The organism is Flavivirga rizhaonensis, assembly GCF_004791695.1.
In the GTDB taxonomy this organism is placed as follows: Bacteria; Bacteroidota; Bacteroidia; order Flavobacteriales; family Flavobacteriaceae; genus Flavivirga; species Flavivirga rizhaonensis.
Genome location: NZ_SRSO01000050.1, coordinates 1 through 16,772 on the forward strand (window position 1 = coordinate 1; position 16,772 = coordinate 16,772).

Annotated in this window: 14 protein-coding genes; 7 read left to right on the plus strand and 7 right to left on the minus strand. The window is 33.0% G+C overall.

Annotation, left to right across the window (positions count from 1 at the left end):
* Positions 1–481 precede the first annotated feature (481 nt).
* The 6 genes from EM932_RS20370 to EM932_RS20395 all read right to left on the minus strand — a co-directional run bounded on the left by EM932_RS20370 (position 482) and on the right by EM932_RS20395 (position 5,812).
* Positions 482–1,492 carry a redoxin family protein gene (locus EM932_RS20370; protein WP_135879054.1) on the minus strand — a complete coding sequence of 337 codons (1,011 nt, stop codon included), beginning with the start codon at positions 1,490–1,492 and terminating at the stop codon, positions 482–484.
* A gap of 289 nt (positions 1,493–1,781) precedes the next feature.
* Complete coding sequence (locus EM932_RS20375) at positions 1,782–2,636, minus strand: substrate-binding domain-containing protein (RefSeq protein WP_135879055.1); 855 nt, start codon at positions 2,634–2,636, stop codon at positions 1,782–1,784.
* Between the two features lie 12 nt (positions 2,637–2,648).
* Complete coding sequence (locus EM932_RS20380) at positions 2,649–3,518, minus strand: nucleoside phosphorylase (protein ID WP_135879056.1); 870 nt, start codon at positions 3,516–3,518, stop codon at positions 2,649–2,651.
* Positions 3,508–4,449, minus strand: coding sequence for a DUF1835 domain-containing protein (locus EM932_RS20385; protein ID WP_135879057.1), 942 nt, complete (start codon positions 4,447–4,449; stop codon positions 3,508–3,510). The genes EM932_RS20380 and EM932_RS20385 overlap by 11 nt, the downstream gene beginning before the upstream one ends.
* A 2-nt stretch (positions 4,450–4,451) precedes the next feature.
* Positions 4,452–4,781 carry a translation initiation factor gene (locus EM932_RS20390; RefSeq protein ID WP_135879058.1) on the minus strand — a complete coding sequence of 110 codons (330 nt, stop codon included), beginning with the start codon at positions 4,779–4,781 and terminating at the stop codon, positions 4,452–4,454.
* Between the two features lie 80 nt (positions 4,782–4,861).
* On the minus strand, positions 4,862–5,812 hold the full coding sequence (locus EM932_RS20395) for an isopenicillin N synthase family dioxygenase (RefSeq protein ID WP_135879059.1): 951 nt from the start codon (positions 5,810–5,812) through the stop codon (positions 4,862–4,864).
* A gap of 161 nt (positions 5,813–5,973) precedes the next feature.
* Between EM932_RS20395 and EM932_RS20400 the strand changes: the two genes are divergently transcribed.
* The 6 genes from EM932_RS20400 (at position 5,974) to EM932_RS20425 (ending at position 12,372) form a co-directional block, all read left to right on the plus strand.
* Complete coding sequence (locus EM932_RS20400; RefSeq protein ID WP_246041171.1) at positions 5,974–7,950, plus strand: alpha-ketoacid dehydrogenase subunit alpha/beta; 1,977 nt, start codon at positions 5,974–5,976, stop codon at positions 7,948–7,950.
* A gap of 197 nt (positions 7,951–8,147) precedes the next feature.
* Positions 8,148–9,368 (plus strand): sulfite oxidase, encoded by a 1,221-nt coding sequence (locus EM932_RS20405; RefSeq protein WP_135879061.1) that lies wholly within the window; start codon positions 8,148–8,150, stop codon positions 9,366–9,368.
* On the plus strand, positions 9,368–9,835 hold the full coding sequence (locus tag EM932_RS20410) for a monoheme cytochrome C (protein ID WP_135879062.1): 468 nt from the start codon (positions 9,368–9,370) through the stop codon (positions 9,833–9,835). The genes EM932_RS20405 and EM932_RS20410 overlap by 1 nt, the downstream gene beginning before the upstream one ends.
* The gene (locus EM932_RS20415; RefSeq protein ID WP_135879063.1) at positions 9,819–10,784 is read left to right on the plus strand and encodes a sulfurtransferase; all 966 of its coding nucleotides are present in this window, start codon (positions 9,819–9,821) and stop codon (positions 10,782–10,784) included. Before EM932_RS20410 ends, EM932_RS20415 begins: the two co-directional genes overlap by 17 nt.
* 2 nt (positions 10,785–10,786) lie before the next feature.
* Positions 10,787–11,662, plus strand: coding sequence for a sterol desaturase family protein (locus tag EM932_RS20420; RefSeq protein WP_135879064.1), 876 nt, complete (start codon positions 10,787–10,789; stop codon positions 11,660–11,662).
* Between the two features lie 293 nt (positions 11,663–11,955).
* The gene (locus EM932_RS20425) at positions 11,956–12,372 is read left to right on the plus strand and encodes a 3D domain-containing protein (protein WP_246041169.1); all 417 of its coding nucleotides are present in this window, start codon (positions 11,956–11,958) and stop codon (positions 12,370–12,372) included.
* A gap of 189 nt (positions 12,373–12,561) precedes the next feature.
* Here the strand turns inward: EM932_RS20425 and EM932_RS20430 are convergent, their stop codons facing one another.
* The gene (locus EM932_RS20430; RefSeq protein ID WP_135879065.1) at positions 12,562–13,119 is read right to left on the minus strand and encodes an ExbD/TolR family protein; all 558 of its coding nucleotides are present in this window, start codon (positions 13,117–13,119) and stop codon (positions 12,562–12,564) included.
* A gap of 172 nt (positions 13,120–13,291) precedes the next feature.
* On the opposite strand from EM932_RS20430, the gene EM932_RS20435 reads away from it, so the two are divergent.
* Positions 13,292–16,579, plus strand: coding sequence for a glycosyl hydrolase (locus EM932_RS20435; RefSeq protein WP_135879066.1), 3,288 nt, complete (start codon positions 13,292–13,294; stop codon positions 16,577–16,579).
* Positions 16,580–16,772 lie beyond the last annotated feature (193 nt).

A 16,772-nucleotide genomic window follows, 5' to 3' on the forward strand; every position in this document is an offset into this window, starting at 1 on the left:
AATTCCATGCCTCGTCGTTCTGAACGCAGATCGCCTAATTCTCCTGTATAATCAGGGTAAAAATGCTGTGGATGAATTGTTTCTCTCATTTGCCAAAATTATGCATATTTGTGGGTACACCGTAGCTTCCGGCAGGCAGGCTCCTCGAAAGCTCCTCTTTATATCTTCAAACAAAATATATTTTGTTTTCGATAGCGTTCGGAATGACTAGGTTTCTTCTTTGAAATATTTTAAAATACTGATTATCAATTTACAATAAATTGAACTGACGTTAATTATTAATAAAATATTACTTTAATTACTTATTGTTATTTACTAAAAAGAGGCTGTCTGAAAAGTGGTTAATTTTGTCATTCAGAGCAACGCGAAGAATCTTATTTCACTCATAATCAGAGTTATATATTTTAAAGAGATTCTTCATTCCATTCAGAATGACACTTTTTAGACAGCCTCTTTTGCTTTATGTAAGTCTTTTTAAATATTAGATATTTAAAGATGTAAATAATTCAATGAGTTTTGGATTAGACGGTCTTGGCGCATCTGCATTAACTACATTACCAGCAGGGTCTATAAGAATAAAACGAGGAATCCCTTGAATTTTATAGCCTTGAACAAATTCTGATTGCCAATTATTATCAGCAAACAATTGTACGCCTCCTAATTCTTTATCGGTAACCATTTTTTTCCAGGCAGCATGATCTTTTTGGTTATCAATAGAAATACTAACAAACTCAATATTTTTTCCATGATATTGTTCTTCAACTTTTTTAAGCGAAGGTATTTCTTTTTTACAAGGGCCACACCAGGTTGCCCATACATCAATGTAAACATACTTTCCTTTTAAGTCTGCTAATGATGTTGTTCCTCCTTCATGGTTCTCATAATTAACAAAGTTAGGAGAAGGTTTTCCTATAAAGTCAGATAATTGGCTTGCTCTCTGCTTTTGTTGAGTATAAGCAGCTGTAATACCTGTATTAAGGTTTTCCAAACCAGCTTTTTCATTTGCATAAATTGTAGAATCGATGTTTTTATTACTTTCAATAAACTCAGTTAGCTTCTTTTCTATTTCACTAACTTTAGTTTTAAAAGCGTCTTCTTCTAAATCAAATAAATCAGGAGTAAAAAGACTTTCTTGTAATAAAGATTTTTGTGCCAGATAGTTACTTGTTTCAGCACCTGTACCTGTATATTTAATAGTCTCGTCAAATTGTTTTGTATCAAGGGTTAAATTAATATCAAACCCATTTTCAAGGAACATATTAGTAGATTCTGCTCCGTCAAAAAGATTGTGAATACCAGATACTACTTTTAGGGTATCACTAAATGTACCATCTTCATTGACTTTAATAGTTTTAGAATATGTTCGTGTTCTAACTACTAAGGAGTCACTATTTTTATCAGTGATTTTACCTGATAAAGTTGCATAGTCTTTGGGAGCATTCTCACAAGCTGCTATAGCTACGGTTAATGCTAAAAAAAGTATTTTTTTCATATTTTTGGTTTATTAACGAAACAAAAATAAACTTTTATACAAAACATTGTTAATTATTAACATTTTGTTGTGTATTAGATTTAAGTTATTTGGTGAACTCGTTTAAACTTTTTGTTTTTAACTGAAAATGAGACGAAATTTATTCAGACGAGGCACTTTTTGCAAGGCATAGCAGCGCTACGCATAAGAAAAGAAACAAAATATGGGTAAATTTCAGCCATTTTTTAGGAAATAGAAAAAGTTTAAACGAGTTCGGTAGCTATAAGATTCATAAAACAGTAAATAATGCTTATAATTCATAGGTTAATGTATTATAATTAACTATTTCTGGTATAATATTTAAGGCATACAATTGTTTTTGCACATTCATTATGGTTTGCTTATCAATTAAATTTTGGGACCATTCGGTAATACTTAACCATTCTTGTACATCTTCAAGTTGCTGTTCATAACGATTTGAAATTGTTTTGTCTATACTTGGTATCTCTTTAAATTCTGAGGTCGTATTATTAATAATTTCTAAAATAGTTTCTAAATCCTCTTTATTCGAATCAATAAAATCTTCGCGTACAGCAATTACAAAACATGGCCATGGTGATGGGCAATTACCAATTCTTCTAAATATGCCATCGTCAACTAATGGTTTTGTTGTAAATTTTTCCCATAAAAAATAATCTGCTTTACCGGTAGTTAATCCTTCTACGGCTCCCTCTAAATTTTTTATAATTTCAAAATCCAGATCTTTTTCTAAGTTCCATTTATTATTTTCTGCATGGATGTAAGCCATTAAATGAGAGCCAGACCCATACCTGCTTATCGCTGCTTTTGTCCCTTTTAAATCTTCTATGGTTTTATAAGGAGAATTGTGAGCTACATGAATACCCCAATTTAAAGGTGTTTGCACAAATGTTTGCACAATTTTACTAGGATTACCAGCTATGATATCTTTTATAATTCCTTCAGTAAGTATAACGGCTATATCAATGTCTTTGTTTCTAAGGGCTTTACACATGGCACCTGTACCTCCTGCGTAATCGTGCCAGCGTAAATTAATACCTTCTTTTTTATAATCTCCATTTTTTAGTGTTAAATACCAGGCTAAATTAAAATGCTCTGGTACGCCACCAATATTTACTTTCTTCATTAGGTCAATCTATTAGTCAGCAATTTTATCAAGTGTATATTTTATAAGTTTATCGATAACTTCTGTAGGGTTTTTACTAAAAGTTCCAGAAGCTCTATTAGCAATTATAGCATTTAGAGACAAAGCATGATGCCCTAACAGTTTTGCTAAGCCATATATGGCAGATGTTTCCATCTCCAAATTAGTGATGCGTATGCCTTCAAAATTAAAAGCATCCATTTTATTGTTTAAGCCGTCGTCTTGAACAGGTAACCTTAAAACACGTCCCTGGGGTCCATAAAACCCGCCTGCTGTAGCAGTTAACCCTTTATACGTCATGTTGCTTTCAAATTGCTTTTCAAGTAAATCACTGTTTTTTATAACAATGGGTCTTGCTTTATGCCCATGCCAATTTGTTTGCTTTATAAAAGCTTCTTCTATATTCGGATTATTAATAGTGTTTATTTTGTAGGCATGTAACATACCATTAAGATCTAATCCATAAGTGCTTAGGAGAAAAGAGTCTATCGGAATATCTTTTTGTAATGAACCAGAAGTACCTATTCTTATAATATTTAAACTTGTTATGGTTTGTTTTGGGGTTTTGGTGGTTAAATCGATGTTAAAAAGAGCGTCCAATTCATTTAAAACAATATCTATGTTGTCTGGACCGATTCCTGTAGAAATAACGGTTATACGCTTGCCTTTATAATATCCTGTTTGGGTTTTAAACTCACGTTTTTGTGTAGAGAATTCAATACTGTCAAAATATTTAGAGACTTTCTCAACACGATTTTGATCACCAACAAAAATGATCGTATTAGAAACGTTTTCGGACTTTAAATTTAAATGATAAACACTACCATCTGGGTTTAAAATTAGTTCAGATTCCTTAATGGGCATTTAATACAGTTTTTACGAGTTTATTTTGTTTTTTATTAAATTGAAAGTCGAATTTTTTAAGACCCCCATAAACTATATTGTTATCAATTTCACTGGCGACATTATGTTGACCTAATAATGCTTCGTGTCCTTTTCTATTAAGGTTTATGTGTTGTTCTTCATTTGTAAAATAGACACTAAGCTTGTCTATAATTCTAGAAATTTGAAGATCTCCAAAACCATAGTATCCTTGATAATTAAGAACATACCCTAATAAATGATGTTTAGATTTTATAGTGTTGTTTTTAATAATTTCCAGTATGTTTTTTTCTAAAGCATTTAAACCATATATAGAATCTGGAAAACGCTCTAAATGTGCTTTCAGGCAATTACTTAAATATTTGAATGACGATACAGTTATAATGTAAGGCTTTAACAAGTTATGATCTTTACCACAATAAATCCCCCAGATGGTTTTAGCTAAATCTAAATCTTCAGAATTTAGTTTAACTCTTTCTTTATAATGAGTTATTAATTGCTCAGCGTTGAGCTCTGATAACCCTTTTAATATTTTACTACCTTTAATACGCCCGCTACAAACCAAGAAAATTGGAAGGTTGATTTTCTTCTGCATTAATAGATTGATAACCGCTATCATATTAATGTGACAAAACAAATCGTATTCAAACCACAGTATAATTTCTGAGTAGTCTTGGTAAGTATTCAGTTTACTTAATTCAGATTTAATTTTATCTTTATCTAAATCAATATCGTAAAACTCACTAAAAAAGGACTTTCTGATATCCAAAAATTTTTCAGAGTTTATCTCTACAATAGTGGGGCCTTCACAAAGCATTTCTTGCCAAGTTAGTTTTTCACCGGCAATGTCTAACTCATTTAAATAATTAGTTAAAATATCGCCATTAGTAATATGAAGTGGTCGTTTTTCCATAATTAACCGCCTACTCGTTTTACTTTAAATCCTTTGTCTTGAAGCATTTTCATTATTTTGTCGCGATAATCTCCTTGAATAATAATTTTATCATCCTTAAAACTACCGCCAACACTTAGCTTGGTTTTAATATCTTTAGCTAAGGCCTTAAAATCGTCATGAGTACCAGTATAACCTTCTAGTATGGTAATTGGTTTGCCTTTACGCTTTTCGTACTTGCAAATAATTGGATCGTTTTGCATCCATATTCCTGATGATTCACTATCGTTTTCCACAGGTTCAGATGGTGCGTGATCTGGAAACAGGTTTTTTAATTGGTCTTGTAAATCCATTTTGTCAGTCTTCGGTATTCAGTATGCAGTCAAAAAAAACAGTAGATTGAAAACTACTAACTATCTACTGAATACTGTAATTATTTTTTTATTAACCCTAATTCTATTAATCGTTCATTTAAAAATTCACCTGCGTTAATATCTCCAAATGCTTTAGGATTATCCTTGTCAATACAACCTTCTAATACATCTAGTTTCATGTCACTTATAGGATGCATAAAAAATGGAATAGAATAGCGAGATGTTCCCCAAAGTTCTTTTGGAGGGTTGACTACACGGTGTATTGTAGATTTTAATTTGTTATTGGTATGTCTTGAGAGCATATCACCTACGTTAATCATAAGTTCATCTGGTTGTGCAATGGCATCAATCCATTCGCCTTCATGGTTTTGTACTTGTAAACCACGTCCCTGGGCTCCCATTAACAAGGTTATTAGGTTTATATCTCCATGAGCAGCAGCACGAACTGCTTCCTTGGGTTCTTCTTTAATTGGGGGATAATGAATGGGTCTTAAAATCGAATTACCATTATGTATAAATTTATCGAAATAAGTTTCTTCAATGCCTAAATGAATGGCCAATGCACGTAACACATACTTAGCTGTTTTTTCGAGCATTTTATACGCCTCTTTACCTATAGCATTAAATTCGGGAAGTTCATTAACAATAACATTTTTTGGATACTCAGCTTCAAGTTTAGGATTGTTTTCAACGTATTGTCCAAAATGCCAAAACTCTTTTAAGTCGCCTTCCTTTTTTCCTTTGGCACTTTCTTTTCCGAAAGATACATAACCGCGTTGACCACCAATTTCGGGGATTTCATAGTTTTGTTTAGTTTCAGTTGGCAAACTAAAAAAACGTTTAACTTCTTTATATAAGTTTTCAACTAACGTATCATCAAGAAAATGACCTTTTAAAGCGACAAACCCGATGTCTTCATAAGCTTTTCCAATAGCATCGACAAATTTTTGCTTTTGTGCAGGATTATCAGAGATAAAATCGTTTAAATCTACACTTGGTATACTAGTCATGAATTATTATTTAATATGGATGTTATACAAATGTACAAAAACATTGTAAAGTTTGATATAGGTAGGATTATATAACTTTTATATAATTTTTGTCTTTTTATGGTATATTTGATCAGGTAATATATTTTTAATTTATGGGTACAGAATTCACTTCAACTGCTATGGAATATAATATTGAAAATCTTGACAAGGATGTATTGATACAATTGTATAAAAATATCTTGAAGCCAAGAATGGTGGAGGAGAAGATGCTTATTTTATTGAGACAGGGAAAAATAAGTAAATGGTTTTCTGGTATCGGTCAAGAAGCTATTGCCGTGGGAGTTACTATGGCGTTAAATAATGATGAGTATATTTTACCCATGCATAGAAATTTAGGGGTGTTTACGTCTCGTGGGATCCCTTTACATAGATTGTTTGGACAGTGGCAGGGAAAAGCCTCTGGATTTACAAAAGGTAGAGATCGATCATTTCATTTTGGAACTCAAGCGTATAAAATTGTTGGAATGATTTCTCATTTAGGACCACAATTAGGTGTTGCAGACGGCATTGCTCTGGCTTCTAAATTGAAAAATAAAAATAATGTAACGGCTGTATTTACAGGGGAAGGTGGCACCAGTGAAGGGGATTTTCATGAGGCTTTAAATGTCGCGTCAGTATGGCAATTACCTGTTTTGTTTTGTGTTGAAAATAATGGTTATGGATTGTCGACACCTACAAGCGAACAGTATAACTGTGAAAATATTGCGGATAAAGGGCTTGGGTATGGTATGGAGTCGCATATTATTGATGGTAATAATATTGTTGAAGTGTATAAAAAAGTTAGTGAATTAGCGAAAAGTGTTAGGGAAAACCCTAGGCCTATTTTATTAGAATTTAAAACATTTAGAATGCGTGGACATGAAGAGGCTAGTGGTGTTAAATATGTTCCGAAAGAACTTATGGATGCTTGGGCTATTAAAGATCCCGTTTTAAATTTCGAAACATTTTTAAGAGAGAATAATTTTTTAAATAATTCAGAAAACACCACTATTAAAGCAGAAATTATAGCAGAAATTAATAAAGATCTGGAGATCGCTTTCGCGGAAGAAGCCATAGTTTCAAATGAAACTAATGAGTTAAATGATGTTTTTCAAGAATTTGATTATCAAATTATTAATTATGATAATAAATTAGAAGAAGCGCGCTTTATTGATGCCATATCTAATGGTTTAAAACAAAGTATGGAGCAACATGATGACCTGGTAATAATGGGGCAAGATATTGCTGAATATGGTGGTGCTTTTAAAATAACACAAGGATTTGTTGAGCAATTTGGAAAAGAGCGTGTACGCAATACCCCCATTTGCGAATCAGCAATTGTTGAAACTGCCATGGGATTATCTATAGCAGGTATTAAAAGTGTTGTTGAAATGCAGTTTGCAGATTTTGTGACCTCAGGGTTTAATCCAGTAGTTAATTATTTAGCTAAATCTCATTACAGATGGGGACAACAGGCCGATGTTGTTATTAGAATGCCTTGTGGTGGAGGGGTGTCTGCCGGTCCTTTTCATTCACAAACTAATGAGGCCTGGTTCACAAAAACACCAGGGTTGAAAGTCGTTTACCCAGCATTTCCTTATGACGCAAAAGGCTTATTGGCCACGGCAATTAATGATCCGAATCCTGTCCTGTTTTTTGAGCATAAAGGCTTATACAGAAGTACTCGTCAGGAAGTTCCAACAGATTACTACACATTACCTTTTGGTAAAGCATCAGTTATTAAAGAAGGTAATGATGTTACTATTATTAGCTATGGAGCTGCTGTACATTGGGTTTTGGAAACTCTGGAAAATAACTCTGATATTTCAGCAGACGTAATAGATTTACGAACACTTCAGCCTTTAGATACCGAAACATTATACACTTCAGTTAGAAAAACGGGTAAAGTTATCATTTTACAAGAAGACTCTCTGTTTGGCGGTATGGCGAGTGATATTTCTGCACTCATTATAGAACACTGTTTTGAGTTTCTTGATGCCCCGGTAAAACGTGTTGCTAGTATGGAAACACCAATACCATTTGCAAGTCAATTAGAAGCACAATATTTACCTAAAAATAAGTTTGAACAAGAGCTAAAATTACTTTTAGAGTATTAATACTTGTTTATTGAATATTCTGGTTTAAAATAGTACCATGTAACTTTTGTTACAATCATAGAAGTTATTAATTGTAATTTTTACAAAAATTAAAGGACTCTTTTTTATGAAACATCCATAACTAAAAATTCGATACTCAAGGATAATGATTATATGGATGCTACATGTGACAAATAAAAAACAATAGATATAAACACATGAAAAGAAGAAAGTTTATTAGAAATACTTTTTTTGGAACTGCTGCATCACTCATTAGTGCAGAAATAGTATTTTCGGCTTCAATGCCTAAAGGTTATGAACCAATAGCATTACAAAATCCAGACCCATACAAGCTATTCGATAAGGATAAGGAGATGACTGTATTGAATGATAAACCATGGAATATAGAAGCTAAAGCTCATTTGTTAGATGATAACATTACCCCTAATAAATACATGTTTATTAGAAATAATGGTTTAATACCTCAAGATATTGATGTTGACAATTGGAAACTGATTATTGATGGAGAATCCGTTACCTCTCCAAAAACATATACACTTAAAGAGCTAAAAAGTAAATTTAAAAACTATACGTATCAGTTAACGTTAGAATGTGGAGGAAATGGAAGAAGTGAATTTAATCCACCAGCAAAAGGCAATCAATGGACTGTTGGTGCGGTTTCTTGTGCAGAATGGACGGGCATTAGGTTAAAAGATATCCTTGAAGATGTTGGTATTAAAGATAATGCTGTTTACATAGGGTATCATGCAGCAGATACACATTTAAGCGGTGATCCAGAAAAGGAACCTATTTCTAGAGGTGTACCAATGTATAAAGCATTTCAAGAAGAAACATTGTTAGCTTTTAAAATGAATGGAGAAGATATTCCACTTGCTCATGGGTACCCTTTACGATTAGTTGCTGGTGGTTGGCCAGCGTCTGCTTCTGGAAAATGGATAAAAAGAATAAGTGTTAGAAATAAAATCCATGATGGTACAAAAATGAAAGCACCAGCATATAGAGTGCCTTGCAAACCCGTTGCGCCAGGAGAAAAAGTAAAAGATGAGGATATGTGTATTATTGAAAGTATGCCTGTAAAATCTTTAATTACTTACCCTAAATCTGGAGCTATGATTGATGAGGGGAAAATATTAAATATTAGAGGGCATGCATGGGCAGGAGAGTTACAAGTTGGAGCTATGGAATATTCTATAGATTTTGGGGCTACTTGGAATTCCTGTAAGTTAGAAAACCCAGTAAACCGTTTAGCCTGGCAGCATTTCAATGCATCTATTGAATTTCCAAAGAAAGGTTATTATGAAGTTTGGGCAAGAGCAACAGACAATAAAGGGGTTAGTCAGCCTATGATATTACCAGGTTGGAATCCTAAAGGGTATTTAAATAATGCATGCCATAGAATAGCTGTTAAAGTTAAATAATGAAAGACCAGGAATTTAGAAATAAAGTAAAACGAATTTATTTAGGCGTCACTCTTTTTTTTGGATTGCTAGTAATGGGAGCGGGAGCATTGATTTATAAGTTGACAGACCCTTCATTTCTTTCATTTGATGAAGAAAAACGAACAGAAACGTATAGTAAAGCAGACAATTTCGATAAAATAGAAAATGGTATTCATTTGGCTACAGGGTTTAAAGATGACGTAGGACTTCAAACTGTTATAGTAAGTTGTACTCCCTGTCATTCAGCAAAATTGGTGACTCAAAACAGAGCAAATAAAGAAGGTTGGATAAGCATCATCCGCTGGATGCAGGAAACACAAAATCTCTGGGATTTGGGTAACAATGAGTCAGTAATAGTTAACTATTTAGCTAAAAATTATGCACCAGAAGAAAAGGGTAGACGTGATAATCTGGAAGATATAGAGTGGTATGATTTGGAAAAATAAAATAGTGATTCTACTTATATGTTTTGTGTCTTGTAAAAAAGAGTCAAAAACACAATTAAAAGATATTCCTAAAGAGCGCCTTAAGCCTAATACAAGCTATTATAGCACAAAACACCTTATAGAATGTGAGGAGTTAATGACGATACAAACAGCTTCTAACATTAAAATAATTGATTTTAGAAAACCAGAAGCATTTTTAAAAGAACATTTAGTGAATGCTATAAATATTTGGAGAACAGATATTGAAGACAATTCGCTTCCTTACAAAGGAATTATAGCCAGTAGGTCTAAAATTGAAGCCCTTTTTAGTCGATTAGGGATAAAACAAGAAGATGACCTTGTTATTTACGATGATAGCGGAGCTTGTGATTCGTCTCGTTTATGGTGGCTTTTAAAAAATTATGGATTTCATAATGTCAAAATTTTAAATGGCGGGTTAACAGCGTGGAAACATAAAAAAGGAAGGTTGACTTCTAACTTTATAAAATATGACACTTCAAATTTTAAATTCCCTCTTAAAAAGGAGATGACTTTATATGCAAGTTTAGAAGATATAAAATCGTTAATAATTGATGAAAACACCATGCTTCTGGATACAAGAAACAAAGATGAGTTTTCAGGAAAACGTCAAAAAAAAGGAGCAAGTAGAGGCGGACATATTCCGAATAGTATATTATTAGATTGGGCACATGCGGTAAATTTTAATACAACAAAAAAATTCAAATCTTATAAAGACTTATTAGATTTGTATCAATCAAAAGGAATTACAAAGGAAAAAGAAATTTATGTCTATTGTCATTCAGGAGTCCGATCTGCTCATACCACTTTTGTTTTAACAGAACTATTGGGGTATAAAAACGTTAAAAACTATGATGGATCATGGATAGAGTGGAGTTTTAATAAAGATTTACCTGTTGAACAAGATACGGTAACGACCATATTTAAATAATTATGAATACTTATATAGAAGCTTTTATAAATGCATTTTTAGGAACTGTAAATTGGACATGGAAATCGATACTCTTTGAAGTACCTTGGTATACTAATTATTTCTGGGGATTAGTTGTTATATCTATAGCTGTTTGGGTTTTAGAAATAGCATTTCCTTGGCGAAAAGAACAAGCTCTTTTTAGGAAAGACTTTTGGGTAGATGCTATCTATATGTTCTTCAATTTTTTTGTTTTTGCTATCATTATAAGTGGTGTTTATGCGGTTTTAGAACAACTTTTTTCAAGTTTGGGAATTACAATGGAATCTATCGCCTTGATAAACCTGAAAGCGTTACCGGTATGGGGGCAATTGTTGATATTCTTTTTGATATCAGATTTTGTGCAATGGTTTACACACGTGTTACTACATAGGTTTAACTTTTTATGGCGTTTTCATAAGGTGCACCATTCTGTTAAAGAAATGGGATTCGCTGCCCATTTGCGTTATCATTGGATGGAAAATGTTTTTTATAAACCTCTAAAAATATTTGCTGTTATGTTGCTAGGTGGTTTTGAGCCAGATCAAGCATTTATTGTACATTTTGCAGCTATTACAATAGGCCATTTGAATCATGCCAATATCAAGCTTACCTATGGTCCTTTAAAATATATATTTAATAACCCCGTTATGCATTTATATCATCATGCATACACGTTACCAAAAGAACGTCATTATGGTGTTAATTTTGGGATTAGTTTAAGCCTTTGGGATTATATCTTTAAAACAAATTATATTCCGGAAGCTAGTGGTAAATTAACTTTAGGATATTCTGATGATACTAAAATGCCGAACAACTTCTTTGCCCAGTTGTTTTATGGATTTAGAAACGGAGACTAATTAGGATATTTTGTCATTCAGAGCATTGCCGAACACAAAATATATTTTGTGCGAAGGTAGCAAGCAAAGCTTATCGAAGAATCTCTACAAACTGTAGGAGATCAGTTAAAAGATTCTTCAGTCGTTCCTCCTTCTGAATGATAGGGTCACTTTACTTTGATAAAGATGTTACTATTCTAAGAAGCATCAAAGTGTGAGGTGTATATCTGTTTGATTCAAAGCTATAATAGTTTAAAATAACTTTTTTCAATCTTCAACGTTATTAATATATAAGATTAACCTACATATGTTTTATGATTAGTAATAGATTTTTAATGCCAGTTCTCTTTTTAGTCCTTTTTCATTGTAAAGAAAAAGAAAGCGATAGTGATAAAGATATTTACGAATGGAAAACAATACATGTCACAGCATCGGCCTATAATTCATTAGCATATCAAACAGATTCTAACCCCAGTATTGCAGCTTTTGGAGACACTTTAACCCCAGGAATGAAATGCATTGCTGTATCTAGAGATTTGCTAAAAATGGGGCTAAAGCATGATACCCCCATTAAAATAGAAGGTCTTGATAGTATTTATTTGGTTAAAGATAAAATGAATGCACGCTGGAAAAAACATATAGACATTTATATGGGAACGGATGTAAAAGTAGCAAGAAATTGGGGCAAGAAAAAAGTGACTATAACTTATCGGGTTTCTAAGGAAGAATAGTTTTTAAAAGATACGAATTTTCACTAATTTATACAAATCTGTTGTTTTATTTTGTGTAAGATTGTATGTAAACTGAACACGAATCACCTAGCCTCTACTACAAGCCTAAAATCTGTCTATATACAGATTATATTAGTGAAATTCGTGTACAACTTTTATTATTCATTCAATAGGTTATAGATATGCTTTTTATTTCGTTTCGGCTTCCGAAAGTATAAAAGGGTAGGCCGCTTTCACTTGTTTTAATTCCTCTTTTGATAGTTTATCAGAAGGCTTTTTTAATACATTTATACTATAAGTATTTCTTAATTCGTAGTAAGCTTTTGAAAGTTCATTTTGTACTGCAATAAATTGTTTATAAGAAGTATGCCTGCCATTTTGTAATGATATTACAGCTTTTTCAGGATTATCAGATGCGTTTGAAACTCTTGTACCATTGCAATAGTTACACGTACCATCGCCATTATTATCTAAAAAGGTTTTAGTAATTTCTTTTAATTCAGAAATAGCAACAAGTTTATTTTCAATCATAATGTCATCCTTGTTATTTATTATAATGCGGAGAATATTACGTTCCGATATTTTACTATCACAAACCGTTCCGGGTGGGCATTCTTTTGGAAGCAGCCTATTTATACCTTCATCTGAAGATATCGTCGCAGTAACAAGAAAAAAGATAAGTAGTAAAAATGCTATGTCTGCCATAGATCCTGCATTTACTTCAGGAATTAATTTCGAGTGTCTCATAATTATAGATTTAAATGTTAATATGTTAACGAAATCACAAAAGTGATACCACAATTTTATATAATACTCAGGGAGGCAAATGTTTACTAATTGTTAAATAAATGTTATAAAAAATATATTTCCTTCATAATTTATAACCTTGTATCTCAATTTTAATTTAACCAAAAACAGAATGAAAAAGAAGTACTTAATAACAACGCTTTTGCTTGTATTCTTTTCATTACATTTAAGTAATGCGCAAAAGAGAAATAAAGAAGATAAAGCGCCTTTAGATGATATAAAATTACAAGGATTAAAATGGCGAAATATTGGTCCTGCAGTTAATTCTGGAAGAATTGCAGAAATAGCTGTAAATCCAGATAATCCATTTGAATATTATGTAGCTACAGCATCTGGAGGTGTTTGGAAAACAACGAATGCAGGAGTAGACTATCAGCCTATTTTTGATAGTCAAGGCTCATATTCTATAGGCTATATAACGATAGACCCTAATAATTCTAATGTTATTTGGGTTGGTACAGGAGAAAATAACAATCAGCGTTCTGTTGCTTACGGAGATGGTGTCTATAAATCTACAGATGGTGGACAGAGTTGGAAAAATATGGGCTTGAAAAACTCAGAACACATAGGGAGAATTATTATCGATCCTAATGACTCTAATATCGTTTATGTGGCTGCTATTGGGCCTTTATGGAATAAAGGAGGAGATAGAGGCTTATATAAAACAACAGATGGCGGAGATACTTGGAATTGTGTTTTAAATGTAGATGAACATACAGGAGTTACCGATATTATTATGGATCCGCGGGATTCTAACGTCATTTATGCTGCGACGCACCAGCGTAGAAGACATGTTTATACGTATGTTAGTGGCGGTCCTGGTTCAGGAATCCAGAAAAGTGTTGATGGAGGTGTTACCTGGGAAAAAATAAACAAAGGTTTACCAGATGTTGAGTTGGGTAGGATAGGTTTATCAATATCAAAATCCAATCCAGAAATTCTTTATGCCATTGTAGAAGCATCAAACAAAAAAGGCGGGTTTTATAGATCCATAAACCGTGGTTCCAGTTGGGAAAAAAGAAGTAGTTATACAACAAGCGGAAATTACTACCAAGAAATAATGACAGACCCATTAGATCCTGAAACTATTTTCGCAATGGATACCTGGTTGCATGTAAGTCATGATGGAGGAAAGTCTTTTAAGAAAACAGGGGAGGTATACAAGCATGTAGATAACCATTCCATTTGGATAGACCCAACTAATACGGAGCATTGGCTGGTAGGTACAGACGGCGGTATTTTTGAAACGTTTGATGCTGCAAAACACTGGGACTTTAAAGAAAATCTTCCTGTAACACAGTTTTATAAAGTATCTGTAGATAATGATACCCCTTTTTATAATGTTTATGGAGGAACACAAGATAACTCCACATTAGGAGGGCCTTCGCGTGTCATCACAAATCATGGTATTACCAATCAAGATTGGATCATTCCAACTGGAGGAGACGGGTTTGAAACACAAATAGACCCATCGAACCCTAATATTGTATACTCACAGTCTCAGCATGGAGGACTTGTGAGATATGACAAGATTAGTGGTGAAAGACTTGGTATTAAGCCCACAGAAAGAGAGAACGAAGATCAGTATACATGGAACTGGGATGCCCCTTTAGTAATTAGTAAGCATAGCCCAAAACGATTGTATTTTGCAGCCAATAAGGTTTTTAAATCGGATGATTACGGAAATAGTTGGGACGTTATTAGTGAAGACTTAACACGTCAACTAGATAGAAATGCGCTTAAGGTTTACGATCGTGTTGTGAGTATAGATGCTGTTGCAAAGAATGCTTCTACATCAATTTATGGTGCAGTAGTTGCTTTATCTGAATCGCCACTTGATGAAAATTTATTAATAGCAGGTACAGACGATGGTTTAATTCAAATTACAAATAACGGAGGCGAATCATGGAGACAAATAGATAACATTCCTGGAGCTCCAAAGCAATCATATATTAATAATGTATATCTTTCTCAGCATGACAAAAATGTTATTTATGTAGCGTTTAATCATCATAAATATGGAGATTTTAAACCTTATATATTTAAATCTATCGATCAAGGTAAATCATGGAATTCTATTAGTAATAACCTGCCAATAAGAGGAAGTGTTTACGCTATAGAAGAAGACCATGTAGATAAAGATTTAATTTTTTGTGGTACTGAATTTGGTGTGTATTTCTCTCCAAATTCTGGAGCACGTTGGAAAAAACTAGATACAGGTTTGCCCACTATTGCTGTAAGAGACATTGCCATACAAAGAAGAGAGAACGATTTAGTTTTAGGAACCTTTGGAAGAGGTTTTTATATTTTGGATGATTATTCGTCATTGCGACAAATTGAAAACGCTGCACTTCAGGAAACAGCCATAATTTATCCAATCCGTGATGCCTTAATGTGGGAAGAAAGTAACCCTTTGGGGCTTTCAAAAAAATCATTTAATGGACATAACTTTTTTAGTGCGGAAAATTTAGGACCAGAGTTAACACTTACTTATTATTATAAAGAGGACTATAAATCTTTAAAGGAAGTACGTCAAGAAAAAGAGAAGGAACTCATTAAAGATCTTAAAAACACACGATACCCAAGCTATAAAACTTTAAAAGCTGAAGAAAATGAAATAGCACCTAAATTGGTGTTTATCATAAAAGATGCAGCTGGCCATGTGGTAAAAAAGATACTTAAGGCTCCAAAAAAAGGGGTACAACGTTTACAATGGGATTTAAGATATGATTATGATAAACCGATTCGTTTGAATCAATCTAATGAGTATAACCCGTGGGCTGGCAAAAAGATAGCTACTTTAGTGAATCCCGGTACGTATTCTGTAGAAATGCATTTGTTAAGTGAAGGAGATATGACTTTACTAGTAGCTCCACAAAGTTTTAATATTAAAGCATTAAATAATACGGTGCTGCCTGCTGAAGATAGGTCGGCTAAAGTTTCTTTTCAAAGAGAAGTCGATGCATTGCACACTGAAATGAGTATAAGTGGAGACAAAATAAATCAAATAGCTAATAAGCTAAAGCATATAAAAGAAGCTATTAAGATTGCTAATTATCCTATTGATAAACTTACAAAATCAGTTTTAGATATCGAAGGACAATTAAAAGCGGTTAAAATATTACTTTATGGAGATCCCCTTAAAAGGCGTTTAGATATTGATCAAAAACTCCCTACTTCGAGTAGGTTGGGAGCTATTGCTTATCAGCAGAAATACTCAACATCATCACCAACCAAAACACATTTAAATAGTTTTGAAATAGTGAAATCTCAGTTTGCTGGTATAAAAGCGAAAGTTGATAAACTTTATGAGGTTGATATTAAGGCATTGGAGACATTATTAAAAGAGGTAGGAGCTCCTTATACTCCAGGACGGTTGATGGAATTGCATAATGATTAGTGGATAATTTATAGCTCATCGTTTTGAGTTTAAACCGAGTTTTTGAATCTAAAAAATCCCAGTTACCACCACTAGCTACAACCTTAAATCCGTAAGTCTATAATAAAAAATAACCGCAAATGCTTATAAATAAAAGGTTTGCGGTTTTTAGTATTTTCACCTAAATTGGTGTTGCTATAAAACACTGGTATGA

Excerpts from the sequence above, each read along its gene's own strand:
- EM932_RS20370 (WP_135879054.1), bottom strand. The coding sequence starts at position 1,492 with ATGAAAAAAATACTTTTTTTAGCATTAACCGTAGCTATAGCAGCTTGT.
- EM932_RS20375 (WP_135879055.1), bottom strand. The coding sequence starts at position 2,636 with ATGAAGAAAGTAAATATTGGTGGCGTACCAGAGCATTTTAATTTAGCC.
- EM932_RS20380 (WP_135879056.1), bottom strand. The coding sequence starts at position 3,518 with ATGCCCATTAAGGAATCTGAACTAATTTTAAACCCAGATGGTAGTGTT.
- EM932_RS20385 (WP_135879057.1), bottom strand. The coding sequence starts at position 4,449 with ATGGAAAAACGACCACTTCATATTACTAATGGCGATATTTTAACTAAT.
- EM932_RS20390 (WP_135879058.1), bottom strand. The coding sequence starts at position 4,781 with ATGGATTTACAAGACCAATTAAAAAACCTGTTTCCAGATCACGCACCA.
- EM932_RS20395 (WP_135879059.1), bottom strand. The coding sequence starts at position 5,812 with ATGACTAGTATACCAAGTGTAGATTTAAACGATTTTATCTCTGATAAT.
- EM932_RS20400 (WP_246041171.1), top strand. The coding sequence starts at position 5,974 with ATGGAATATAATATTGAAAATCTTGACAAGGATGTATTGATACAATTG.
- EM932_RS20405 (WP_135879061.1), top strand. The coding sequence starts at position 8,148 with ATGAAAAGAAGAAAGTTTATTAGAAATACTTTTTTTGGAACTGCTGCA.
- EM932_RS20410 (WP_135879062.1), top strand. The coding sequence starts at position 9,368 with ATGAAAGACCAGGAATTTAGAAATAAAGTAAAACGAATTTATTTAGGC.
- EM932_RS20415 (WP_135879063.1), top strand. The coding sequence starts at position 9,819 with ATGATTTGGAAAAATAAAATAGTGATTCTACTTATATGTTTTGTGTCT.
- EM932_RS20420 (WP_135879064.1), top strand. The coding sequence starts at position 10,787 with ATGAATACTTATATAGAAGCTTTTATAAATGCATTTTTAGGAACTGTA.
- EM932_RS20425 (WP_246041169.1), top strand. The coding sequence starts at position 11,956 with ATGATTAGTAATAGATTTTTAATGCCAGTTCTCTTTTTAGTCCTTTTT.
- EM932_RS20430 (WP_135879065.1), bottom strand. The coding sequence starts at position 13,119 with ATGAGACACTCGAAATTAATTCCTGAAGTAAATGCAGGATCTATGGCA.
- EM932_RS20435 (WP_135879066.1), top strand. The coding sequence starts at position 13,292 with ATGAAAAAGAAGTACTTAATAACAACGCTTTTGCTTGTATTCTTTTCA.